The organism is Paenibacillus sp. ov031, assembly GCF_900143165.1.
Taxonomy (GTDB): domain Bacteria; phylum Bacillota; class Bacilli; order Paenibacillales; family Paenibacillaceae; genus Paenibacillus; species Paenibacillus marchantiae.
On sequence record NZ_FRDO01000003.1, the window covers coordinates 657,940 to 683,819 of the forward strand.

At 41.6% G+C, this 25,880-nt stretch carries 23 protein-coding genes; 5 read left to right on the plus strand and 18 right to left on the minus strand.

What is annotated here, in order from left to right:
- Positions 1-169: 169 nt before the first annotated feature.
- The 4 genes from BUA17_RS16925 to BUA17_RS16940 all read right to left on the minus strand — a co-directional run bounded on the left by BUA17_RS16925 (position 170) and on the right by BUA17_RS16940 (position 5,152).
- Positions 170-934, minus strand: coding sequence for a hypothetical protein (locus tag BUA17_RS16925; RefSeq protein ID WP_072734340.1), 765 nt, complete (start codon positions 932-934; stop codon positions 170-172).
- Positions 935-1,292: 358 nt separating this feature from the next.
- Complete coding sequence (locus BUA17_RS16930; protein WP_072734341.1) at positions 1,293-2,867, minus strand: hypothetical protein; 1,575 nt, start codon at positions 2,865-2,867, stop codon at positions 1,293-1,295.
- A gap of 292 nt (positions 2,868-3,159) precedes the next feature.
- The gene (locus BUA17_RS16935) at positions 3,160-4,344 is read right to left on the minus strand and encodes a restriction endonuclease (protein ID WP_072734342.1); all 1,185 of its coding nucleotides are present in this window, start codon (positions 4,342-4,344) and stop codon (positions 3,160-3,162) included.
- A gap of 424 nt (positions 4,345-4,768) precedes the next feature.
- A complete protein-coding gene (locus BUA17_RS16940; protein ID WP_170867865.1) occupies positions 4,769-5,152 on the minus strand; it encodes a helix-turn-helix domain-containing protein in 384 nt (127 codons plus the stop codon).
- A 142-nt stretch (positions 5,153-5,294) separates the two neighbouring features.
- Here BUA17_RS16940 and BUA17_RS16945 point away from each other — a divergent pair, with 142 nt between their 5' ends.
- The 4 genes from BUA17_RS16945 (at position 5,295) to ligD (ending at position 9,331) form a co-directional block, all read left to right on the plus strand.
- Positions 5,295-6,290 (plus strand): DGQHR domain-containing protein, encoded by a 996-nt coding sequence (locus BUA17_RS16945; RefSeq protein WP_072734343.1) that lies wholly within the window; start codon positions 5,295-5,297, stop codon positions 6,288-6,290.
- 542 nt (positions 6,291-6,832) lie between these two features.
- Positions 6,833-7,783 carry an ATP-dependent DNA ligase gene (locus BUA17_RS16950; RefSeq protein WP_072734344.1) on the plus strand — a complete coding sequence of 317 codons (951 nt, stop codon included), beginning with the start codon at positions 6,833-6,835 and terminating at the stop codon, positions 7,781-7,783.
- Positions 7,784-8,004: 221 nt separating this feature from the next.
- Positions 8,005-8,361 carry an ATP dependent DNA ligase gene (locus BUA17_RS16955; protein ID WP_072734345.1) on the plus strand — a complete coding sequence of 119 codons (357 nt, stop codon included), beginning with the start codon at positions 8,005-8,007 and terminating at the stop codon, positions 8,359-8,361.
- Positions 8,362-8,440: 79 nt separating this feature from the next.
- Positions 8,441-9,331, plus strand: coding sequence for a non-homologous end-joining DNA ligase (gene ligD, locus BUA17_RS16960; RefSeq protein WP_063564492.1), 891 nt, complete (start codon positions 8,441-8,443; stop codon positions 9,329-9,331).
- Positions 9,332-9,390: 59 nt separating this feature from the next.
- Here ligD and BUA17_RS16965 read toward each other — a convergent pair whose 3' ends face one another.
- A complete protein-coding gene (locus BUA17_RS16965; RefSeq protein WP_072734452.1) occupies positions 9,391-10,299 on the minus strand; it encodes a YitT family protein in 909 nt (302 codons plus the stop codon).
- Between the two features lie 347 nt (positions 10,300-10,646).
- Entirely contained in the window at positions 10,647-12,086 is a 1,440-nt protein-coding gene (gene cls / locus BUA17_RS16970) for a cardiolipin synthase (RefSeq protein WP_072734346.1), read from the minus strand.
- Positions 12,087-12,462: 376 nt separating this feature from the next.
- Here cls and BUA17_RS16975 point away from each other — a divergent pair, with 376 nt between their 5' ends.
- A complete protein-coding gene (locus BUA17_RS16975; RefSeq protein ID WP_063564494.1) occupies positions 12,463-13,806 on the plus strand; it encodes a hemolysin family protein in 1,344 nt (447 codons plus the stop codon).
- A 349-nt stretch (positions 13,807-14,155) separates the two neighbouring features.
- Here the strand turns inward: BUA17_RS16975 and BUA17_RS16980 are convergent, their stop codons facing one another.
- The 12 genes from BUA17_RS16980 to BUA17_RS17030 form a co-directional block, all read right to left on the minus strand.
- Positions 14,156-15,235 (minus strand): AI-2E family transporter, encoded by a 1,080-nt coding sequence (locus BUA17_RS16980; RefSeq protein WP_240321363.1) that lies wholly within the window; start codon positions 15,233-15,235, stop codon positions 14,156-14,158.
- A 220-nt stretch (positions 15,236-15,455) separates the two neighbouring features.
- Positions 15,456-16,250, minus strand: a complete 795-nt coding sequence (locus BUA17_RS16985) for an ABC transporter permease (protein ID WP_063564496.1) — start codon at positions 16,248-16,250, stop codon at positions 15,456-15,458.
- Positions 16,243-17,151 (minus strand): ABC transporter ATP-binding protein, encoded by a 909-nt coding sequence (locus BUA17_RS16990; protein WP_072734347.1) that lies wholly within the window; start codon positions 17,149-17,151, stop codon positions 16,243-16,245. The genes BUA17_RS16985 and BUA17_RS16990 overlap by 8 nt, the downstream gene beginning before the upstream one ends.
- A 32-nt stretch (positions 17,152-17,183) precedes the next feature.
- A complete protein-coding gene (locus BUA17_RS30920) occupies positions 17,184-17,435 on the minus strand; it encodes a hypothetical protein (RefSeq protein WP_064640103.1) in 252 nt (83 codons plus the stop codon).
- A 243-nt stretch (positions 17,436-17,678) separates the two neighbouring features.
- Positions 17,679-18,197: a hypothetical protein gene (locus tag BUA17_RS16995; RefSeq protein ID WP_072734348.1), complete on the minus strand. Its 519-nt coding sequence runs from the start codon at positions 18,195-18,197 to the stop codon at positions 17,679-17,681.
- 88 nt (positions 18,198-18,285) lie between these two features.
- On the minus strand, positions 18,286-18,858 hold the full coding sequence (locus BUA17_RS17000; protein WP_063564499.1) for a VanZ family protein: 573 nt from the start codon (positions 18,856-18,858) through the stop codon (positions 18,286-18,288).
- A gap of 38 nt (positions 18,859-18,896) precedes the next feature.
- Positions 18,897-19,814, minus strand: a complete 918-nt coding sequence (locus BUA17_RS17005) for an LCP family glycopolymer transferase (protein ID WP_072734349.1) — start codon at positions 19,812-19,814, stop codon at positions 18,897-18,899.
- Positions 19,815-19,853: 39 nt separating this feature from the next.
- Positions 19,854-21,185 (minus strand): UDP-glucose dehydrogenase family protein, encoded by a 1,332-nt coding sequence (locus BUA17_RS17010; protein WP_072734350.1) that lies wholly within the window; start codon positions 21,183-21,185, stop codon positions 19,854-19,856.
- Positions 21,182-22,570, minus strand: a complete 1,389-nt coding sequence (locus tag BUA17_RS17015; RefSeq protein ID WP_072734351.1) for a sugar phosphate nucleotidyltransferase — start codon at positions 22,568-22,570, stop codon at positions 21,182-21,184. The genes BUA17_RS17010 and BUA17_RS17015 overlap by 4 nt, the downstream gene beginning before the upstream one ends.
- A gap of 47 nt (positions 22,571-22,617) precedes the next feature.
- Positions 22,618-23,610 carry a polysaccharide pyruvyl transferase family protein gene (locus BUA17_RS17020; protein WP_063564503.1) on the minus strand — a complete coding sequence of 331 codons (993 nt, stop codon included), beginning with the start codon at positions 23,608-23,610 and terminating at the stop codon, positions 22,618-22,620.
- Entirely contained in the window at positions 23,576-24,961 is a 1,386-nt protein-coding gene (locus tag BUA17_RS17025; protein ID WP_139295677.1) for a lipopolysaccharide biosynthesis protein, read from the minus strand. Before BUA17_RS17025 ends, BUA17_RS17020 begins: the two co-directional genes overlap by 35 nt.
- The gene (locus BUA17_RS17030) at positions 24,961-25,857 is read right to left on the minus strand and encodes a glycosyltransferase (protein WP_072734352.1); all 897 of its coding nucleotides are present in this window, start codon (positions 25,855-25,857) and stop codon (positions 24,961-24,963) included. The genes BUA17_RS17025 and BUA17_RS17030 overlap by 1 nt, the downstream gene beginning before the upstream one ends.
- Positions 25,858-25,880: the final 23 nt, after the last annotated feature.

Consider the following 25,880-nt stretch of genomic DNA (forward strand, 5'->3'; position numbering starts at 1 on the left):
TATTTTAATAAACGGACAGGGCAATCAGTCTAACCTTTTTGTACTTTTGATATCCGTCGAAAATAAACACCGCTCATTTGAGCGGTGCATTGAACTTATTGAACTAACGTTTCCCGTTAGCTTAAAGGATACTTATTAACACTTAACTATTACTAGAAGTATAGTGAATTTAAAAACTTGGAGGAATTGGCTTGTAGTAGGTGTAGTAGTCGGGATGAACTTCAAATAAGCATTCTTCATTTAATGCTTTTGTAAACTCCATGTACAACTCATAGAACTCATACATTCCTTCTCTATGATGTAGATAATCGTTACCCTTTGCAATGTTTGAAATACTGTAATTTAAGAAACGACAATACTTTATTTTTCCAATAATATGTACCAAGTCGCTGTCAACATATTTGATTAACGGCGAAACAAACATTTCATTTATAGACTCCTTAATAGCATCACGATGATAAATGAGGAAATCACCTTGATTATCCGCTTCTACTTTCACACTAACAAGTTTGCCACTGTCACCTAGAAAAAACTCCACAGGCTCTGACGGATCTAGCCGCTCAATTTTTCTGAAATCATCTTTCGTCAGCATAATTAATGTTTTTTCAGTCTCCATTTTGAAATACAGCAGGCCTAATATTTTTTTCGAGTGGAATAAGACTCTGGGTACATACATCCCAATAATTCCGGAATTTGCAGCCCGTTTGTTCCGCTTATCCGGAATGTAAACCACTATGTAATAGAATATTACACTGACTATGTACCCTATACATAAATTGTTAACTAGCTCCCCAAACTCGTGGCCCCATGGAAACCATTTCGGGGGGGGAGTGTTTACCCAAACAAACTTCACTAAAAAAATTGAAAGAAATGATACAAATGTAAGCACCCAAAATAACACCCGATCTGGCGATAGTAATTTCTTCAGTTTCAAACTTTAACCCCCAATTTCGTTTATCATGTTAATTATTTATAACACATTAATACGATAGGCTACATGGATTGTTTCGTGCTCATACGACACTGAGCGTCTTACTCAATCTTCATGCACTTATAACTGTTCCTTCCTTTCATATTTATCCATTTTGAGAATACCGCTCCTAATATTAAGAAGCTGCTTCAATAAGTACATATAAGAATAGGAGTTAAAAACAAAGACCACTTTGCATTTGTCAAGTGGTCTTTGTTTGCCGTTACTTCATTCTTTATCCTACTCTTTATAATTATGTAAGAAAAAAAATAGCGTTGCACATATCAACTAGATAATTGGATTTATGATTCATACCATACGCTTAACGTATAGAATCCTCCGTAGGAATTCGCTCCACTTCTTCCATTTGCTGCAGAACCTCCTCAAATAGTTTGGGATCCATAACGTTAAAGCCATCATGATACATGCCTGGGAACTTCCGATCGAGCATAAGCCCCCTGAGAAGAGTAAGCTCCTTATCTGCAAAAAACTCACTCTTAAGCACCCATTCAAGTTTGGCGTCCAGTTTTTGGTGAACCTTCTTTCGGTCAGCGCTCCCGAACTTGTTCAGTAGATTCCGCATTTGATTGGGTGAACTTGGTAGTTCGTAAACTTTGCATTCCAGTATAACCAGGAGTTTTTTATCCGGCCTATAGGCGAGGACATCGATCTCGCCAGATAGTTTCTTTCCTTTAACCTTCAAAGGCATTTCACCGTTTTCTGTGTACCATATGCCGTTAGTTTCTACCCTCCCGCTCGTATGGCCGGCTATCCTAAGTCGTTCAATGATACGATGTTCAAACTTATCTGAAATGAATTTTTTTCGGAATTTCTTAGATAGCTTAACGGGACTACTGGAATAGCCCATCATCGAATCCTCAATAAAATTACCAAGAGAATCCATTATAAGAAAGAAGGAGGTGACGTAACATTTTTCTTCATTTTTGATCCTAATCACTGGTCGGCTGATCAACATATCATACATGTTAATTTTATTATTATTCGCATGCTCATACCACTCGTTTGTCCAAAATAAATCTTGAATCGCCTTCTGAAGCTTCTCCCTCCCTATCTTGGTAGAGGACAGAATAGGTATATGGTCAGGTATAATGCTAATACCTACATACTGAGACGAATCCCTGTAACCAAGGGACACCATAAACACTTTGAGCCTCGCCCAGATACCCAGCCAGAATTCAATTGGTTCTGACTTTTTAATTCCGCTAAAAATCGTGTTTTCAAATTTTTTGATTTTGGAAGGAGATTCACCGTTCATAACTCTCTCCACCGCCCGCAAGGCACCAGGAATATCCGACATAAACACATTTACGTATTGCCCCCATGTCCGCTGTAGATAGCCTTCCCGAAAAGATTGATAGAAATCATTCAATACTTGGTGAAAATCATCAGACCCGTGTAAACCTTCACTATCCAAGCTAAACGGTTCGCAAATAAAGCATTCCAGATACAGACTGGACTCAAGGTCATTTAAAATATGTATGCTGAGTAGCGCCTGCTTGATATCATCTGTCTCTCTGCTTGTACCCTTCGCCACGCCTTCAGTAAGCTGCTCCCACAGAACGGCCACGCTGTACTTGATCGCAGTGCCCAGCCAAGAGGGTGCTGAGGAGCAAACAGAATAAAAGTTTGTGTACATTTGAAGAAGAATAGGCAGAGCATGTTCCACATCAATGATGGAGCATTTGGCGTAAGCGAACGACCTGAAGGAATCGATCTTCCTCCTTACGTCCTCATAGTCGCTGAACCTCAGCAACTCTTGTCCGTCAGCAAATTCTTTCAACATTTCTCTGTTAGGATACGGGTCATCCTTTATTGATCCCCATAATATTTGGGCGTTGCACTCTATTTCTGCAAAAAATGATTCCGGCATTGTCATAGTACCATCTCCTTCCATTCTCGGCAGTAGTTCAACACATATAAAGCACTATCGTTTCCCGTTAGCTTAGTCTTGTTTCTAAGTATTAAAATTAATATAATCAACCCTATAGTCATTAAGACCCTCTCGTCTCAATTAATTTTAACAGTCTCCTATCGCTCTCTTTTCACTGTCAATTCCAAAATAAATTTTAATCTCAGAATATTCGTGCCTTGGATAAGAAAACACATAGGCGTTGGCGAACAATTTTGACGAAGAGTGCTTATATTGGAGGGAGTATAGCAGTTTTTTCTTAGAAATAATTATTTAGGAAAATCATATCTGAAAGTGTCCGATTTCTGCTTCCTCCAGATTTAAATTTCTCTATAAATGGCTCGTAGTAACTCTTACTGTCTCTATGATAACGATCACTATTTGGTCTAATTTTAACCAAGTTAACATCCCAGTATGTTAAATACCACATTGAATCATCTTCTTCGTATAATCCCATACCATCATTGAAATATTCATTTAATTCTTTAGGACTTAATATTACTTTATCATCTTCACTTACCATATAGTCTACGTAAACACGAAATTGCTCATGTTTATTATCAAAGTAAATAGCCCGAGGTCTTAAAAATTGATTCTTAGGTAGAATTGGGAAATTATCGATAATTTCAAGTATTTTTTCGCAATCTCTCAAATCGGGAAAAGTCATAGCTACGCGTGAAGATAAATATATGAAGTGTTCTTTATAATTAGCTGCCCAAAAAGAGGGTGAATCTGAATTATATATCTTCCAACCTATATTCTCTGACGATTTCGGAAAAAACATATGTATAAGTGCAAAACTCTCAGGATTAAATAATCGTTTTTCTATTTCGATCGCATCCCAATAAATAATTTTCAGTCCTTTACTATTTTGCAGCTCATTAAATTTCCGAACTAAGGACGATGAAGGCTGTGTTGAACACGCCAATATATATCCATCAGCTCCAGCAGCACTACAAGAATCAATTATTGACGATAAATCATTAATTCCTACAGACTTGTTTGCCTTAGCATAGTGCTTACATTCAATTAACCACGTTCGCTGAAAACTACTAAGCGGTCCTAATACTTTTTCTACAACTATCAAATCTCTACCTTGGTCTGGACCTACGCCTGTCCAGTGCGCTTCATATCCTTCTCTTAACACAAGTTCTCTAATTAACTGTTCAAAAGCTACACCATCGCTTGAGAGTTCAGTGAAATCAATCATATTTTCTTGTTCTCCTTTATATATATTTCTCTGAACGGGAATATAATTATAATCTTCAATAGGAGGTTCAAAATTTTCATAGTAATCTAGCGTCATAAAATAAAGTTCTTTCTCTGTTTTCTTGTGCCCAACTATTATTAGATCTTTTTTATCTCGTAAATAATAATCAAGTTGTTCTTTGCTTTCAAAGCAATCTATGTATTGCTCATTTAAAAAAAGCTTAATATAATGCATCCTGTAGCCCCATTGTCCTTTAAATTTTGTAATAATACATAATTTCTCCTAACTGTATCTTAAATACAATATTCCTTTTACATCATATCAATAATCTTCTTACTTAGGTATCACCCTGCAATCATAATTTTACTCCCATAAATAATTCTTAGTGTAACACTCATCATTAATCGCCATATTTATGATAAGGTTCTCCGAGACTAATCTATAACTAAATTGCCGGTAGCTTAATGAAATGACGAAGTGATCCTAGTTAATGTTAAGAACACATCTACTTGGTAATTAACAAGTTCTCTTTCTTGGATCGTAACACGAGTTTGTTCAGATAAGATAAAAAAGTTTCTATAATAGAACTTTCAAACAGACCCTGTTCTTGCCCTCTCTTAATATAAAAAAATAACCTCCCAGAAGCGTTGAAGGGAGGTTATTTTTTCTCATTTTCAGATTTAACATGAGAATCAATCGTTGCTAGAACATCATTCGCTAATTGTTGAATCATCTCGATATCTCGAATAGGCCTTTTGGATAAGAGTTCACTCAAGTTGATTAAGACTGACTCTTTCGCTTTCTCATTTTCAGAAAAATAATTATCATTGTAACCTCTGAAGAATTCGCTAGGGGAAACTTCAAGAGCTTCTAGAAGACGTTCTAAGGTGTCTAACGAAATGTTTCTCTCACCTCGTTCTATGCCTCCAATATAAGGCTGAGGTAGACCAACTTTCTCACCCAACTGCTCTTGGGTATAATTTTTACTTTTTCGAATATTTCTTACTTGTTCTCCTACATACTCAGTAATTCGAACTCCCAAAGCAACCACCTCTCTTAACAGATTAGGTAAGTTGCATTAGTTATTACAGATATTCATGTTATATATTGTTATTTGAAATTATATGAATTTAGGTCTATATTATGCTATGAAAACTTTGAGATACAGGAAAGGTGAATATATTATGAATAGCTTACCTACGAAAATTGTGATTGAGAATGTCCTTCAATACAAAATGCGTGGTAAAGTTGCCTACCAGAGCTACTTAAATGCTTCAACTGCCATAAATGTTACCTATGTTAAGCGTTATGATGATCCGTCTGGAAAAGGATATCAGCGACCGGTGGACAAAAAAAGAAGTACTGATTTTGCCATATATTTATCTAAAGGTGAGGATGCTTTGTTTTCACCTATATTATTAAATGCTGCTGGGAATTGGGAATTTTCGTCTTACGATAACTTGCGAACAAATTACGGAAGGCTAGTATGCAGAGGAAAAGCATCACTTATGGATGGTCAGCATCGTCTTGGTGGTATTGAACGATATATAAAAGAAACAAATACCGAAATAAATGTTCCATTTCTAGCTTTCCATTACCTTGATGAAGACGAAGAAATACATTTTTTTGATACTATTAACACTAAAGCGAAAGGCATTGGAACCTCTTTAAGCAAGTATTTACGACGTAATGCCGATGATTATAGCTGGATAGCAACTGAGCTAGTAACACGCCCTGAAAGTCCTTTCCATAATATTGGGAGCATTATCGGTAAACGTACTCGTGGTAGACATGTTACTCTTCAAAATCTGTATAGAACACTTAAATACTTGTTCAAAGAACAAAATTTTTCAGGTTTGACGAATGAAGAGAAATATCAAGTAGCTTTAAATTATTATCGGTATATCAAGGATGTTTTCGCGAAGGAATGGATGAATTACGGGGATTACCGCATAACACATATTGTTTGTTTGGATGCTCTTTCAATTGCTGGAGCAAAAGTTCTAACCAAATGCGTTAATGATCGTGGAAGAATGAATTATGACTTGATGCATAAGTACGTGAAAAGACTTACATCATTAAACTGGTCTTCGGAAGGACCTTTAAAATATATAAAAGGCGTGAGTGGGTCAAAATCTTTAGCAATAGATCTAATCGATCTAATGTTACCTTCTTCCTAACTTGAAATACAGAAGACCATCCCACTGATGAACTGCCCGTTAAAAGACAGTACAAATATAAAAGATGGTTAAGCGGCCTTGGTCCTGAATTCATGGGACTGAGGCCGTTTAGTTTTGCCTGTAACCGTTCGTAATTGTAACAGTGTATTACGTCAATGTCTTTTCGAAACGCTTCAAAGGCCCGTTAGGAGCCTCTGCATCCTGCTGAGGTTAAAGCCGACGTACTTTCTTCCTCTTTCTTCGGGTGACAGACTGGATGCCCTGAAGCTTCATCAGACGGTATACTCGCTCGCGTTAATGACGGCGCCCATACTTCTTCTACACCCTTTCTTTATAAGAGGAGCATAACCTAAGTTTCGCATTGTCAATATCACACAAAAGCTGAATGGAGCAAGACTCCTCTTTCCGAACAGCCAGAATAGAAAGGTATAGGTTCTCATGACAAATATGACTAACTTCTTTTGTTCCATAACAATGCATAAACTAAAATTTCTGAAAATGGAAAGAATGAAATTTAAGAACATAAGGAGGTGGGATAAGTTATGGAACTAGATCCAGTCATTCCATTTGAACCAACAAGGATGCAGAATCCTCCATCAGGAACCAACTGGGTGGCCCAAGTAAAATGGGATGGAGTAAGGATTTTACACTACTGTGATGGGAATGAATCTCGATTATTCAATCGAAAATTGAATGAACGTACGCAGCAATATCCTGAATTACTTGACACTAACTCCTTCTGCAAAGCTGATTCTGTCATTCTTGATGGAGAGGTCATTGCATTTGACAGCACTACACCTTCCTTTCATGAAGTTATGAAAAGGGATCGTTTAAAACAAGAACGAAGTATAAAGCATTCCTTAACCATAACACCTGTGACCTATATGATTTTTGACATCTTGTTTTACAACGGCACCTGGGTTATTGATAAATCATTAGAATATAGACAACGACTGCTCGATGAAATTATCGTACCCAGAAATAATATACAAATTGCACAAAACTTCAGCGATGGACCAGCTCTTTTTAATCTTATGGGTCAATATCAAATGGAGGGTATAGTTTATAAGGACATCTCCAGTAAATACAGAATAAATGGTAAAGATGATCGATGGAGAAAACATAAGATTGTAAATGATTTATTTGCAGTGGTAGGTGGGGTAACACGAACTAATCACATCGTTAATTCACTTTTATTAGGTCTGTATACCGATAAAGGTGACTTTATTTATATCGGTAGTGCAGGTACAGGGAAATTAACACGTCATGATTGGGCATTCCTCACTGAACAAACGAATAAGATTGTTTCAACAAAATGTCCATTTTCAAATGATCCAGAGAAATCCAAAGATGTTTTTTGGGTGAAGCCAGAGTTAACCGTGAAGGTAGAGTATCTTGAGTTTACTCCGGGAGGTTCAATGAGGCACCCAAGTATTCAAACTATAATTGATGTTGATAAAAGTGAATGCACAATAAATCAGATACACAAGTAAGTGAGTGTACATAATTCATGCCATTATGTACAACGCATTATTTATGTACATGTATTTATTAATCATTGTTCCCCCTATAAAACAAGAAAAGATATAATTTTTTTCGATTAATGTCCATAACTTTTATGTAGATACTTCAATAAGACCTTTCCAGTACCTATGGAATCAACGGTAAGGATCAACGCTGGCAGAAGGTCAAGATTTTCCACGATCTATATGCGATGATTGGCGGGGTCACCTACCGCAGTGGTATCGTCAATGCAATCGCAGTTGGTGTATATGATGGGCCAAACTTTGTCTATATTGGTCATGTCGGCACGGGTAAACTGAACTCGGACTCCTGGCGTAAACTAACCGAAGAAGTACAGCCTCTCATCCGAAAGGATAGACCATTCCATAACATACCTGAGAGAAGCGCGGAGACGACATGGGTTGAACCACAGATCGGAGTCAAAGTGCAATTCATGGAACTCACCCACCATCTTACCCTACGTCACCCAAGCATCCAGGCTTTTGCTTCGGTAAAGCGAGATGAGTGTGAGATCAGCCAGATCAGTCATCTTATCCCTGAACGATAAACTAATTTTTACATCCACCTGAAAAAGTAAAAAGGCTTTCCTTTTAAATTATACTTGTTCCCCAGAGGAGGTGTTATTCATGGCCCATACAATAAAGGGCACCATAACGATTAATGGAATGGAACTTACTGTGACTAATCCAGACAAGTTGTTATGGCCCGAAGCAGGTGTAACCAAGGCTATCTATTTGCAAAAGTTGGCGGCACTGGCTCCCTACCTACTTACTTACACCCGTAATCGGCTGCTCACCACGATACGTTATCCGCATGGTGCAGGCGGCGAGTTTTTCTATCAGAAAAATGCCCCAGAGCCCGTTCCGGAGTTTGTGCGAACCGAGATGCATGACGGGATACGATATGTGGTGATGAACGACCTCCCTGATCTGTTATGGCTTGGCAATCTGGCCGCTCTGGAGTTTCATCCTTCCTTGCATGCCGTAGGCAACCATCTGCCTTGCGAGTGGATGATTGATCTCGATCCTTCGCAGGAAGAAGAACCTCGCATTATGCAGGCGGCCTTAATCGTGGGGGAAACGCTAACTTCACTTGGTTTGAGATCGGTACCGAAAACATCCGGTGCCACAGGTGTACAGATTATTGTTCCGATTCGCCAAGGTGTAACCTTCGATGAATTAAGAGACATCGGTTATTTTGTAGGCAAATACGTCACTCAAAAACATCCGGATCTATTTACACTGGAACGACTAAAAAAAGACCGGGGGGATCGCATTTATTTTGATTACCTCCAGCATTATGGTGGCAAAACGCTGGCAGCTCCTTACACTCCCCGCGCCAAGCCAGGTGGCACTGTGTCTACTCCACTCACATGGGATGAAGTGCGGAACAACGTTTCGATCAAGGATTACCACTTGATGAACATCGTGGAACGCCTGACGAAGACCGGGGATCTGATCGCAGCTGTTGAACCCCAGCCTGTTGAACTGATCATCCAGCATTTAAAACAAAAATAGCCGGTCACCCTCAAACCAAGGGTACCGGCTATCTTTTCGTTTACGCGCGATGAGATTCGCTAATGTATACCTTTTTTCTTGAAACGTCCGCCCTTCACATCGTGAATGTTACCAATCGCCACAAAGGCATGTGGGTCCCAATCTTCAACAATGGACTTCAGTTTAGCTTCTTCCAAACGAGTAATAACCACAAAGATAATTTTCTTCTCGTCTCCGCTGAAGCCACCCTCTCCATCCAGGAAAGTGACGCCACGACCCAGACGGTCGGTTAAGGCTGAACCAATATCACGATACTTCTCGCTGATAATCCATACCGATTTGGATTGATCCAATCCTTCATTCACAATATCAATCATCTTCATTGCAATATAATAAGCAATCATGGAATACAGGGCGTTTGGCCAGCCAAACACAAAACCTGCACCTGCAAAAATAAATACGTTAATGAACAATACGATCTGACCTACAGACAATGGTGATTTCTCACTCAACAGTATGGCTACAATCTCCGTACCATCCAGTGAACCGCCAGAACGAATGACGAGACCAACACCAACCCCCAAGATCAATCCACCAAATACAGCTCCAAGCAGTGGTTCACCTGGCGTCAGTGCAGGAACGCGGTGTAACAATGACGTTCCAATGGACATTACAACGATCCCGAGCAGTGTAGATAGCGCAAACGTTTTACCAATTTGTTTATACCCCAGAATCAGGAAAGGCAAGTTCAGCAAGGTCAGGAAAATTCCGAGTGGCAGATGTGTAAGCTCTGACACCATAATCGAAATCCCTGTTATTCCCCCATCAATAACGCCATTCGGCACGAGAAATACTTCGAGTGACACAGCCATCAGTGCAGCACCGACCAGAATCATCACGATGCGCTGCAGAAGCTTCAGTGAAAACACCGAACTCTTCACATTGCGGTCCGGCTTGGATGTTAGTTCTTTAACCGATACATTGGACATGGTATCCCCCCCATTTTGATCAAGATGTGAATCCATTTCATAAATCATTTAAGTACCCCAGAGGAACCCTACATACAGAGGAACAACGCCGTCCCAACGCTATATGCACCCCGTTATAAAAGCACCTAAAGGCTATATGAAATGTATTCAAGTATGTCTTAATTCCGGTTGACACTTCCAAAAGAGAGCAAAAGGGAGCCTGTTTTCCCGCAGACTCCCCTCCTTCGCCAAGACATAATTTATATAAACATTATATCATAAAAGATCAAATTTGAGCAAAATAGTTAGCAAAAAGAAGATAAATTCACAAAAAGTGAACTTATCTTGAGAAATCCGCCCTATAACGGCTAAAGCAGCGGAGAAAGCATGCGAGAAAGCATTTCCGCCCCTTTTTGCCACCGTGAACGCTGCTGAAACACCTTCACGTCAATCTGGCTGCATTCATCCAAATCACGTTCAAAATCCTCGGTCAGCCGTTCCATGGATGATTTTTCGAACAACACAGCGGTCAACTCGAAATTGCAGAAAAAGCTCCGCATATCCATATTGGCTGTGCCTACCGTCGCAAGCAAATCATCCACAATCAGGACCTTGGCATGCACAAAACCTTTGCGATATTGATAGAATTTCACTCCCGCACGCAACAGTTCTTCGACATAGGACAGTGAGGCCAAGTGCACAAGCCGGGAATCCGATTGATAAGGATTGATGATTTTCACATCTACCCCGCTCACGGCAGCTGTCTTAATCGCTTCATACAATGCGGGGTCCGGAATGAAATAGGGTGTTGTGATGTATATGCGTTCGCATGCCACGGAAATCGCCCCAAAGCACATTTCTTGAATGGCATCCCAGTCCTGATCCGGCCCGCTGGCCAGAATCTGAATCCGCTCTTCCCCGCTGCAAATATGTGGAGGGAACAGCTCTGTCAGTTGAGGCTCTGTAATCTGCTCGCCGGAAGCAAGTTTCCAGTCGTTCAGGAACGTATTTTGCAGGAAATATACGGCATCTCCTTCAATCTGTACATGGGTATCGCGCCAGAATCCAACCTCCGGATATTGTCCGAGATAATCATCACCTATATTAATTCCACCCACAAATCCAATCCTTCCATCCACCACAACAATTTTACGGTGATTCCGGTAATTCACCCTTCGGTCAATCGTTGCAATGAGCGGCGGCAGAAAATAATGAAACTCCACGCCTGCGTCCTGAAACTTGCGGATAAAGCTCCAGCTCATCTTGTGACTGCCGAGTCCATCGCAGATCAAACGCACTTTGACGCCTTCTTTCGCCTTGCGAATCATCACGTCCTGAAACTTTGTACTGATGACATCATCCCGAAAAATATAAAATTCAACATGCAGATGGTGCTCTGCCTGTTCCATTGCCCTCAACATGGCTTCAAATGTCTCTTCACCATTCGTCAGTACTTGACTCCGATTGCAACCTGTAATTGGGCTCTCAGACAGGTGTGACAGCAGGTTAAACAAACGATGCTGATGATTATATCGGCTGCCAGACATCTGATCTGCATGCTCGACAATATGAGCCTGCTCCCAGATCGTTTCCCGTATTTCCCGAAAGATTCGCGAACCGCCCTTACGGACCTTCTTTCGTTTGCTGTAGTCCTGGGCGACAAAATAATACACAACAAAGCCGATCAAGGGTACACAGAATAAAATAAAAAGCCATGCCACAGCTTTCGCCGGATTACGGAATTCCAGCAACAGAATGGTGGCTGCCTGAAAAGTAAATACGAGCAATATAATGACCAGCCAAAACATTCGGCTTCCTCCTCATGGCAAGGGATAACCTTGCCGTTCTCTCTCACTGTACAAGCTTTGACGATAAAGCCTTTAGCTAATCATTAGATACCCAATGTATGCACTGTTCGTAACGTTTGCTTAGATAAAATTTTACATACACAGCGCATCTGTAACAGTGCTCAGCCAGTTCTTGCCATGCTTTGGCGTTGTATATTCTGACTGTGTTCCCCTCTACATATGATTCATTACAGTCTGCGGATCAGCACTCCATCGCCATTTCGCATACTCTGCCTTCCAGACTCTTCCTCTTTTCTTGATTGGAAGGTGGTCTTCTTACGTAAAATTAGATATAATATTCGTTAAAAACTTATTACTTAAAGGAGAAGACTAGTTAATGGAAAGTGAGAGGTATGCGTTAAATTTAGTATTGGTTGCATTTTTGATAGGACTTTCGGCGTTTTTTGTTGCAGTGGAGTTCGCTCTGGTACGGATTCGTCCGAGCCGGATTGACCAAATGATTGCAGAAGGAAACAAGCGTGCCTTGGCTGTTAAACAAGCCGTTGCCAACCTGGATGGATATTTGTCCGCCTGTCAGTTGGGTATCACGATTACATCTCTGGGACTGGGCTGGCTGGGAGAACCCACGGTAGAGAAAATTCTCCACCCTGTGTTCGAAAGCATGAACATGCCTGAGGCAGTTTCTTCATTCTTATCGTTTGTTATTGCGTTTGTTGCCATCACGTATTTGCATGTGGTAGTTGGCGAACTTGCACCTAAAACGATTGCAATCCGTAAAGCCGAAGCCGTTGCTCTGCTGACGTCTACACCTATCATCTGGTTTAACCGAATTATGTATCCTTTTATCTGGCTGTTAAACAGCTCAGCGAATCAACTGGTCAAGTTGTTCGGAATCAAACCTGCATCGGAGCATGAAGATGCGCACTCCGAAGAAGAATTACAGTTTATCATTAATGAAAGCTTTGAGAGCGGCAAAATCAACCAAGCCGAGTTCGGATATGTAAGCCGAATTTTTGCTTTTGATGAGATGCTTGCCAAAGAAATCATGGTACCCCGGACTGATATGGTCTGCCTTTATGTCAATAGATCGAACGAGGAAAACCTGGATATTATCCGTCAAGAACAATACACCCGTTTTCCAGTAGTAAATGAGAGCAAAGACGATATTATCGGTATCATAAATACCAAACAATTTTTCCTGGAGTTGTACGGGAACGAAGAACCTGTCGATCTCTCTTCCCTCATTCAGCCGGTATCGGCTGTTCACGAAACGACTCCGGTCAAGGACCTGCTCAAGAAAATGCAGAAGGATGGCGTGCATATTGCCGTGCTGGTCGATGAGTATGGAGGTACGTCCGGGATTGTAACGATTGAGGATGTGCTTGAACAGATTGTCGGAGAAATTCGGGATGAGTTCGACGCAGACGAAGTGGAGGATATTCAGGTTATCAATGAAAACTATGTCATTATGGATGGCAAGGTGTCCTTGTCCAAAGTAAACGATATGTTCACGTCAAACCTGGATGCTGACGAATGGGATACCATTGGCGGATGGCTTTATAGCCATCGTCCAGAGATGAATGAACAGGAAGAATATGAGTTCGAGAATCTCACCTTCGTGTTGCTGGAAAAAGACAAAAATCGCTTCTACAAAGTCGCCGTTGTTCCTAAGGAACCGCTGACCATGTCCGACTACACTGATGAAGACGAGACGAATTAATAAACTCGCTTCTTCAATATAGATACACTAAAAGGTGGTGTCCATCGTCGTGAAGATGATGGATACCACCTTTTTCATATGGCAGGCGTATTGGGATGAGTCGCGGTTAGCGATACTTGCTGTTTAGCATAGTTCGCTCTCGCGGCGAATATCTAACGAATCGAGCACGTTCTATTGGCCCTATTTTCACTGTTACAACAGTTTAACGAATCGCAGACACTCTAATGCCTTGATCTGCTGGTCCTTTCGCATTTTTCCGGCGTAAAAGAGACCCTGAAGTTCGTTAGCCTTGGCCACTCATGCTAATTCACACGATAAGGTGCCTAGAGTTGTTAGCACCTTAGTTGAATTAATTGGCTGGATCTGCCTTGTCTTCGACGATTCGATTCTGAATCTTCCGGAAAATAATTTTGATGATCATATATAACGGAATAACGATAATCATCCCAAGAATGTTCCCCAGGTCTGCACCTACAAGCAGTAAGATGACGGTAGTCAACGGATGAATGTCCAACTGTTTGCCATAGACATAAGGAGAGATCAGATTATCTTGAATTTGCTGAGCGATAACAATGATGACAAGCGACCAGATCGCCATTGAAGGTGATTCAATGAACCCCACAATGACGACAGGAATGGCTGCCAGCAAAGCCCCTACATAAGGAATGAAGTTCAGGATAATGGATACGGCCGTCAGGAGTAATGCATATGGCAAACCGAGAAAGAGAAAACCAATATACATCAGGATGCCCAAGGCTACATTGACAATGACACGACCTACAATGTAGCTGCTCAAAGCTTCATCGATTTCATGTACCGTCTCTTCTCCATCTTTACGGTAACGTCTCGGGAGCAACAGTGTAAGATTAGTTCCAAATTTGCTGCCTTCCTTGAGCATGTAATACAGCATGATCGGGAACGTCGCCAGAATGATGACCAGATTAGATACGACAGAAAACAATCCGGATACATAATCCGTTACCTGGGCAATTCCTTGACTTAGAAAATCGGAGAAGCGTGAGAACAGATCGGAATCCTCAGGTATATATTTTGAAAGGAAACCACTCTTTTCGAATTCAGCCAACTGATCACTGAGCGATGTAACCAGTACCGGGGCATTCTCCACAAAATTCAACAGTTGTTCACGCAGTGAAGGCCATACAAGCACACTGAATCCTGCCATAATCAGCGCAATTACCACGTAAATAATAAGGACTGACAGTGCACGTTTCATTTTGTGCCGTTCCATATAGTCGACGAGCGGACGCAGCAGATAATAGAAGAAACCAGCAATCAGCAGCGGAATAATGATGATGTGAATCAGCGAGGTCAGGGGGCTGAAAATAAAGTTGACTTTATCCCCCAAATACACGATGAGCAGCAGCAAAATAATTGCTGTGCATATACGGTAAAACTTGTTGTTTATCAAGAAACGTGATCCCTCCATACGCTGCTCTGCCAAATACGACTGCGGCGATAATATGTATGTCATGCAACTTAATACAGCTTGGACAGCGTGTTCCATTCCAAGCCGTATTCTTATGTATGATTATATGTACCCTTAAATGCTAGTCATGCCACAGCGAATGCTGAATATACTCTCTTTTCCATCCTGAAGGAGAAATTGGGTAAAAAAAAGAAGCAGGCGATTAGCCTGCCACATCTCTTTTGTTGAATACAACCCATGAGATCAACATGAAAACAACATAATATACAGCTAGCACAGCAACAGAAAAGCCAAGTGTCATGCCTGTATTCCCACCGTCAAACATACTAAAGTCCGTCACTGGATCCATATACCGACTGAGATCCATGTTATTGAACAGAACATACTTGGCCCATTCATAACGAACGGGATTGAAGATCAATGAGAACAAATTCTGTGTAAACATGATAAATAGAGACAAACCGATGGCCAGAGCTCCCGAACGAAACACGGAGGAGACCATAAAGGCAATAGCGAGCGTAATAAACAAGTCCACGTACAGATATCCCCATAGTGCAAATGCGTGTGATGCAGAAGCACCGCTTCCATCCGGAGTTACGGAATGGGAGAACAGCATATACGACATTACGGTTGCCATAATAACAACAAGTAACGTACTCAGAATACTGAATCCAATCACGGACAAATATTTGGATGCCAGTATTTTGCTGCGTGACCACGGACGAATCAACAGTAGTTTAATGGTTCCCCAAGTGAACTCTCCGGCCACCGCTTCGGCTGCAATGACGACACAGAAGATAGTATTCAGGAAAAAGACGACCTGAACGGTAGTAATAGCTGCTTGCCAGTATGGAACTTCACTGGACCCCATGCCTTCATTGAGCAGAACCGGCATCAACAGCGAAATTAATGCCAGAATAGATAACATAATCCAAGTACGCGGACGACGGAAAATTTTCATGTTTTCATTCATAATGAGATTGCCGAAATTACCCAATGCTTCCGCCCCCAGTCACCTGCAAAAATTGATCTTCCAGCGTATGGGTTACGCTACGGATACCGTATACCTGGAACCCTTCACTGACCAGCCTCGCATTCAAGTCCGGAATCTGCTCACGGGATAAACGAATCACAATGGCATTGCCCTGAACTGTAGCTTCGCTAATTCGTTCGGCTGCACGTGGAGCATCATTTACCTCAAAAGCAACTTCAGTAAGTACGTCTGCTCCCGCCTCAGCTCTGAGATTTCTCACATCAATCAATTTGCCATTTTGGATAATCGCAACGGTATCACACATCAATTCCATCTCCGACAACAAGTGGCTGGATACAAAGACGGTGATCCCTTCCTCCTGACAGAGCTGACGCAAATAATCCCTAAGTTCCCGTATTCCCTGTGGATCGAGCCCATTGGTGGGTTCATCCAGTACCAACAACTTTGGTTTATGTAATATGGCTTGGGCCACGCCCAGACGCTGGCGCATACCCAGAGAATAGGTCTTTACCTTGTCATGAATGCGTGCTGTAAGCCCAACACGTTCAATCGTCTCGGCAATGCGTTCTTTCGTAATACCAGGTGACATCCGGGCAAAGTGAACGAGATTTTGATATCCGGTCAGAAACTTGTACATTTCTGGATTCTCGACAATAGCCCCAACCTGAGCGATGGCCTGTTCAAATTCATTCTTTACACTGTGTCCCGAGATGATGATATCTCCTTGACTGATGGACATCAGCCCTACCATCATTCGAATCGTTGTTGTTTTCCCCGCCCCATTGGGTCCTAAAAAACCAAAAACCTGCCCCGGAGAAATATCCAGAGTCAGGTCACTGACCAATGATCGGGAGGAGATGATTTTACTGACGCCCTGAAGACGGACGACCGGCTCCTGCTGCATTCCATTTCCTCCTTCATCAACGGGCATTCACATCATGCCCGCTTCTCATATGAAGATAGTGTATCATAATCTTTAGTATATTGTCCCGCAAACTGGGATTTCCCCTGACGTTTCGTTTGAACTACACACGCTTCACAGCATCCAAGCGGCATCTCACTCCGATAAAATCCGGTGCGAAATACGTGATTGCCTCCACAGTCCTCTTCCTTTAGTTCGACAGAGCCCCTAGCGACCGACACAATCATCCCACAACTGACACAGTAAAAGCGGTCCGTTTCAATCAATGATATTCCTTCCCCTCACAAGGAGCATTGAAGTCCCTGTTATTTGTCGTTAGACGCTGAATTTTGATACATTTTGTATCTAACTCGTAATTTACTTGACACCGGGACTAATGTCAACCCCTTAAAGGTTTAAAAAGAAATGAAATGCAAAAAAAGCTCTATAAATGCGACTAAAGTCTCGCATTCATAGAGCCTTTTCAAGTACAAATGATACAATTCGGCACATAGTATGGGTTAATACTATCATTCAGTTTTGTCATGCTGAGTCTCGGTATCTCCATTCTTCGGATAATACCAAAGCAATGTCCAATCGTCCCCATCCTTTACGATATAACAATTCTGCACGATTTTAAATTGACCAAAGGTTCCCGTAAACTTCTGGGTAACACCAATGCGATATGCCTCTGCAAATGGCTTAACGCCATCAATTACCGTAACGTCAAACTCTCGCTCTGGTTTTTCCATCTCCAGATCAAAGGTTTCCACCCCAAAATGCTGCATGAAGATATGCGCTCTCGACTGTAAATAAGCGCTTTTGGGAAAGCGCTCTTTCATCAATGGATGAAACAACTCCCATGAACTGCCGAAATCACCCGTCTGCTCATATTTGTAAAACTCTTGGGCAATGGAAGCAGCTTCATCTGGTGCATCTGCACGAAACAGATATGGGATGGTTCTGACTATGAGCCACAACAGCAGCAGCACAAGTGCTATGAATCCGATCTTTTTAAGTAACGCATTCCGGTTCCTTCTTCGCAGCATGCCCCGTCCCCCCTTGTCCTACTTCCATACTTATGATGGATAGCAAGCAAGTAGAAGCGGGAACTAGCGAGCAGCATTTCCTGGGAAATCACTTTCTTTTGACTGATGATCGCCTTGGAGACCTGAATCTTCTGAAAACGACATTAACCCCTATATATAAGGCAATTCCGCCACATCCGCCAAGCAGATCTACGCCGACATCACGGATTGAACTCGTCCGGTTAGGGCTGAACTGTTGAATATATTCATCAATGGAGGCGATAACCGCTACTACGGCCAGGGCAGCAGCGATACAAGTGAACATCCGCATTTTCCTGTATCTCAGCCCACCATAGATAAGCACCGCCAGCACAGCATATACAAATAAATGTGCACTTTTCCGAAATATGAACTCAACAAAATCATACGGTCGTTGTCTTAAGGAATAATCAAGCTCACCGTATGTGAATTGCACATCAGGTAGCGCAAATCCGATCTTTACCTTTTCAGACCATTTATGCAGCCAAGGCTGGATGGTCTGCTGCTGATATGATTGGGTCGAAAAGTGCCAAATCACCAAAACCCACGCCGCAATCAGAAGCAGTGACAAGATATAAACATAAGGTCGTTTATTACGTCTATGCTTATGCCTTCGTTTCCCGTAATCCTCCTCCATAAGCATGGTCCTCACCACTTTCATAAGCCTTTCATTATTTCTGTTTATTTCTCCAAATGTTCTTCAATTATTCCGTGAATGCGATCTTTTTCCTGCTGATCCACGATGTAATAATAAATCCCATTGATTTTCTCGCCTTTACCCTTAATTTCCACCGTATCTACATTCTCCAGATCATTACGATAATCAAGGAGAAGTTCCTTCATCTCATCAAAAGTAACATCCGTTCTGACATGAGTACCTAGTTCATCAAGCATATTCTGGATATGAAGTACACTGGAGAATTGCATCGTATTCTTAAGCATCTGCTTCAGAACCTCACGCTGTCGATCATTACGACCCAAATCCCCTTTCGGGTCATCATAGCGCATTCTTGAAAAACCGAGCGCAGCAACACCGTCCAGATGAATATTCCCTTGATCATAACTCTGGCCCTCATAATCAAATGCAAAAGGATTATTTACATCCACGCCTCCGACCAGGTCAATGATTTTGGCAAAGCCCTCCATATCCACTTTCATATAATAATGAATGGGGACTCCCAAAAATTGCTCAACGGTATTTACCGACATGTCCACGCCTCCGAAGGCATAAGCATGATTGATCTTATCTACTGTATTGTGTCCCACAATGTCTGTCCTTGTATCCCTTGGAATATTAAACATGAGCACTTGTTTTTTTTCTGGGTTCACACTCAGTACAATCATCGTATCCGAGCGCCCTCGATCATTAGGACGCTCATCCACGCCAAGAATAAGTGCATTAAAAGGCTCTTTACTGTTGATATCCACTGGTAGCCCACCTCTGCTATCTGTGACCGAGACGGGCTTTACAGGATTCCGGGGCTCATAGATTTGGTCAGCGGTTGATTTAACGGATTGATAGAGATATATGGCATAACCAAACACAACAACTACAAACAAGGAAACAATCCAGATGGTAACTTTCATCCACTTTTTCATGTGTTCTTCCTCACTCACATTCAAGATGATGAATAGCGGTTAAATGATTGCTGCCGCTTTCCCTTCCAGCTTCGTCAAACCCGGACGACCTACCGAATAATATTGAAGATTAGACGCCTGCACCTGTTCAGCACTATACAAATTACGACCATCAATCATAATTGGATCCTTCATGATTTTGACCAGTTCATTCAAATCGATATGAGCGAATTCCTTCCATTCAGTCAAAACGCACAAAGCGTCTGCTCCTTCCGCAGCATGAAGTGGATTCTCTTCCCACGTGATGGAGGCGACATCTACCTCTTTACGGAAATTCGCAGTTGCGATGGGATCGTAGGCCTTAATGACTGCTCCAGCATCACTTAAATGCTGAATGATATCGATCGCTGGAGCATCCCGCACGTCATCTGTCTCCGGTTTAAAAGCTAACCCCCAGACAGCAATTGTTTTTCCTTTTAAAGATCCCAGCGCCTCTTCCAGTTTGTGAATGACATGTAAACGCTGATCTTGGTTTACTTGGACAACGGATTTTAACAGTCTGAAATCATAATCGACCATGCCTGCGATCTGAATTAAAGCCTGTGTATCTTTTGGAAAGCATGAACCTCCATAACCAATGCCTGCCTTCAAAAAGGAAGCTCCTATACGCTTATCATAGCCCATGCCTTCGGCTACTCTTGTAACGTCGGCTCCTACTTTTTCACATATATTCGAGATTTCATTAATGAATGAGATTTTGGTTGCGAGAAATGCATTGGAAGCATATTTAATCATTTCGGCTGATCGAATATCCGTAATGATCAGGTTCTCGGTCAATGGCCGATGAAGTTTCTTCAGTGTTTTAATCGCCCGATCACTGTCTGTTCCAATGACAATCCGGTCAGGATTCAGCGTATCCTTGACCGCAGATCCTTCCCGGAGGAATTCGGGAACAGAAGCCACATCGAAAGGCTGAGATGAAATACTGCTAATCAGCTCACGGACACGATCATTGGTGCCTACAGGAACGGTGCTTTTGGTCACGATAATTTTGTAGCTTTCAATGTGACTTCCAATCTCTATAGCTACTTGCTCCACATAGCTCAGGTTGGCTTCTCCGCTCGGAAGAGAAGGCGTGCCTACAGCGATAAAGATAATATCCGACTGGCTAATCGCTTCAGCAATATTGGAGGTGAATGATAGTTTGCCTGCTTGCATGTTGGAAGCCATCAACTCTTTGAGGCCAGGCTCATAGATGGGCACGTTGCCCTCGTTGAGCATCTCTACTTTGGCCTCATTGTTGTCCACACAGATGACTTGGTTGCCGATCTCCGAAAAGCATACTCCCGATACAAGACCTACATACCCTGTTCCAATCACCGCAATATTCATCTTGTTTTCCCCCAATTCACGCAATTTTGGATAATATCTGTCCATTCCATCTCGATTCGCACGATATCCTCTTCCACCAGCTCACTGCCCATCTGAACTTCAATGATTTCAAGTTCGGTTACGGCTTTCACACTGTGTTTACTACCTGCCAGAATGGAGATAACATCCCCTTGATTAAGCAATCTCAGTTCACCATCCAGAATCAGTTCGCCCTGTCCCGAAACAACTGTCCATACTTCATTTCGTTTGAGATGGTATTGATAAGAAAAATTCTTATCTGCCCCAACAATAATGCGTTTGGTTAATACCTCTTCTCCTCTGGCATTACGCGTGTAATCAAGCACCTTGTAACAACCCCAGCGGCGTTCCTCATACATAGGACGTTGATTATCATCCTTAAGAATCTCTTTAATCTGTGGACTTGCCTCTTTCTCACTAACCAGAATTCCATCCGGACTGGTCGCAACAATAAGGTTGGATACTCCCAGCACACACACCGGAATATTCAACTCATTGATCAGATGTGTGTTTACCGAGCTATTCGTCATTACACCTTTGCCCACAATATGGGTACTCATTTCGTCCGTCAGCGTATTCCATGTACCGAGATCTTTCCAATATCCCTCATAAGGTGTAACCACAATGTGACTGGCTTTTTCGACTACTTGATAATCAAAGCTAATTTTCTGTAATCTTCCGTATTGTTTGAGCATCTCTTCATACTGAATTGGCAGTTCAAGGGAGATCAGCAGATTAATCAGATAGTTCAGCTTGAATGCAAAAACCCCGCAATTCCAAAGGGCAGATTGCTCTATCATCTCTGCCGCTTCAGTCTCACAGGGTTTTTCTTGAAAACGTGATACTTTGGCGTAATGGTTATGTTTTTCGGTTTCATGTGGATCAGGAATAATATAACCGTATTTCTCCGAAGGATAAGTGGGCTTTACCCCGATTAGTGCGAGCTCCGCACCAGACTCATCCAACACTCCTTCAAGCTCCGTAACTTTATAGAAAAAGGATTCCTCCACATATGGATCAACGGGAAGTACAGCAACCGTTTCGTTCAGACTGACGCCCTGTACCGAGTACAGATAAACAGCTGACAAGGCAATCGCGGGAAAGGTATCTCTGCGTTCTGGCTCTACGACAAGCTCAACCTCATCGCCCAGTTGACTCCGTAAAATTTCCACCTGCGGCTTGCTCGTTGCAATCGTGGCCTGTTCGCTTAATCCCGTATGCTGCAGTTGCCTCCATACCCGTTGAACCATGGATTCCGTCTGCCCTTCAGGGCCCTCCAGTACTTTCAAGAACTGCTTCGATCTCGTATCGTTGGATAAGGGCCATAACCTCTTGCCTGATCCACCGGAGAGAAGTACGATTCTCATGGTTATCACTCCACTCTCTATATTTTACACACATTGAGCCCATTTTTTTAAACTGTTGCGGTTGTTTCCATATACTTAGGTGTAGGTTGAGAGATCGTTTTTGAGGAGGTATCCATGTTTGCCGTGTTTACTTCATGAGTCCATATTCGATAATATCCCGAGTTTTTCCCGTAGGAGTTATCAATCAGTACATTGGGTTTTGACATAAGGCAGGATAAGATATGTCCGTGTAATCTGGAAGAATGAATCATGCGATAATCCGCGAAACAACGAATAGCCTTATTCACCAGATAATCACTATATTTCATCCATAAAAACTGTGAAATGGCTCGTGACGCCCGCTTTTTCAGTCCTTTACTGATGTAATAAATAAGTTTCTTTTCATATCTGTTATATAATGTTGGCCAATCCTGATTATCGCCTTGTACTTCCATCTGTGTTTGTTCTGAATTTTTTTCAATATCGGTTCTATAAAAATTGAGTCTCTCTTTGCTTGGGTTAATCTTCACTTCTATTGGCCAAAGTTGATGCGCCATATCTGGAAGAAGAGCAACATGACAATTTATAAAATACGTAGATGCCAACAGATAAGATGACTCATCTCGCACATATAAATGGAGATTTGTATGTTTATTAAAAATTGCTGCTGTTTTAAGAATATTGCTTTCCTCTTTATAGAAGATAGTCTGAGGCAAAATCACTATTTTGTGTCGAGGATAATTCTGAACAACTGTTTCTCTCACCTTCTGATGAGCATCATACAAATCCCCGAAATTACCTCCCCCACTAAGAACAATAATGTGGTCTTCTGGGATATGAATGTTTTCATGAAAATCATGCACGCTATATCTTGCTGAAACGTGAATGTGGTTGCTCTTAAAAAAAGCCTCTGCTCCTTTCATTATTAATATATCGCCGCCGTTACTATAAACCGGATAATCAATATAATAAATTTTGGATTTAGGAGGTACGATCTCCAATATCAATTCAAGCCGCTTTTTTAACTCATCCATGGGATGAATCCTTTGCACGTTTGGCATCTTTTCCGGCTCCTTTGAGTATATTTTTCTCTCTCAATCTTTCCTTTAGAAAAGTAATATCTTCCTTGTTGTACAGCATCTTATGCATAGGCATTTTGAAAATAATGGATACGGATGCAAGTGACATCAACATGCGTACAAAGGAACCGAGCAATAATGCTAACCCTATTCCGTATAAGCCCAGTAGTGGAGTGAGCACAAAAAATAAAGTAATCGTCACTGCCAATGCTACAATCTGCCGGAGTACGATTACACCAGGTCTTCCCAACGCATTAAACGCCGAAGCCAGAATCCAGGAACCTCCGCCAACAATGCATTCCAGAGATAACAAATAAAACACACCGCTAGCTTCAAGAAATTCCGGTCCGAACAGTATTCCAATAAAAAAACGACCAATCAGCATACTAGGTATGATGATGATCGTCATAAGAACCATACTAATACGGAAGGCTCTGCCTACAAGAGTCAGTACCTTCTGCTGCTCCATGCCTGCGACCTTTGGAAAGATCACATTCGTTATCGCAGTCTGAACTACGTTAAACATTCGGGAGAGGGCAAAAACAACCGAATACAACCCAAAATCTTTGGGTGTAAGTAAAGCCAAAATAATTATTTTATCAAACTGGTTATACAAAGTACCAAGCAGCTCCACACCGTATACTCGAATACCATAACTGAATAGGTGAATACAGGTTCTAAATTGACTCACCAGCTTGCTTGCTGAACTGAATATTTGCTGCCTCATGGCATAAATGTAACAGATTAATACAAGTATATTAGCTGCAAAACTAACAATGATTGCTCTTTCCACTGTTAATATGCCTGTTATCCACAGCAGTACCAGACCAACAAGATTAAATAAGGGAGCAAACAACCTTGATAGATTATAAATATGGAATTTATCCGTTCCTTGGGCGGCTGCTGCAAGCACTCCCATTAACAGCATTACAGGAACCATGGATACGGTATACCAGCGCGCAATGGAAACGACCGATTCCGAATATCCGGAGAGCCAGAAAGAGATGCCAAACCAACTTACAATCCCAGCTATCAAGCTGATAGGAATTTGAACCGCAAAGCTCATGCTGATGTATGTTGGTAATTGATTTATGTTTTTTTTCACATTGTAGATTAACGAGGTTGGTAGACCAAATGCAGCTAGACCAGATATAAAGGCGGGCCAAAACAGTACAGCAGCAAGTTCACCTTTACCTGTTGCCCCGAACATTCGAGCTGTAATAATAGAAGTGAGAGTCGTCACAGCCATAATAAGAATATTGGCAACACTGGTCATAAAAATGGTCTGCACCATGCTAAGCTGCCTTGGCTTTTTGGCAATTGCCATATTCATCAGGTGTTCAGTCCTCTGCTGTTCCGGAAAGACCCTACGATCGTTCCGTTACGATAAGATATTTTTGCCATTTCACTCATTACCTTTTGGACATTATTAAATGAGATTAATATTAATAACGCCGCCTGAACAATCCTAATAGTATGCTTGAATATTCCCCATCCACTCTTCTTATAACGTGTTGCATCACTAATGCCTTGCCAATAAACTCTTCGCAGTAACCAACGTTTAGTTAGCCTACTTTTTGCTATTTTGTGCTCTACAATAGCGTATGGACTGTAAAAAACTTTATATTCTAGACGAACTCGACCAATTAGCTCGCTTTCTTCACTTGACATTAAATTGCTACCTACACGTCCCAAATCTTCTCTAAATGGTTTAATCTGCTGAAAAATACTCATCCTGAAAGCTACATTAGCTCCAAAAGGAATAGAGGGCGCCTGCATTTCCACAATTTCGCTAGAAAAATCCATCAGCGTGTACAGACTAACGATATCATGTGGTATCCAATCAGGTTTCCCCCCCTCCCAGATAGGTACTATTTTTCCACCAACACAACCAATTTGGGAATCCATATCAAAAATTTTAATGACTTCTTTAATCCAGGTAGAACACGCTAGTGCGTCATCATCCAGGAATAAAATAAACTCTCCCTTCGCTTCCTGTATCGCTCTATTTCTTGCATAGGATAATCCTAATTGAGGCTCGAAAATATAGCGAACATGCGCTGGCATGTTAAGAGAGTCGAATAATTCTTTTGTGTTATCCGTTGAATTATTATCAATAACCAGAATCTCGTAATCAGCATTACCCGTGTCCCCATTCAAAACACTTTCAACAGCCTGCATCGTGTCTATTGCTCTGTTGTGTGTGCAAATGGATACTGAAGCCCTCATTATCTCACCCCAAATATACAGTT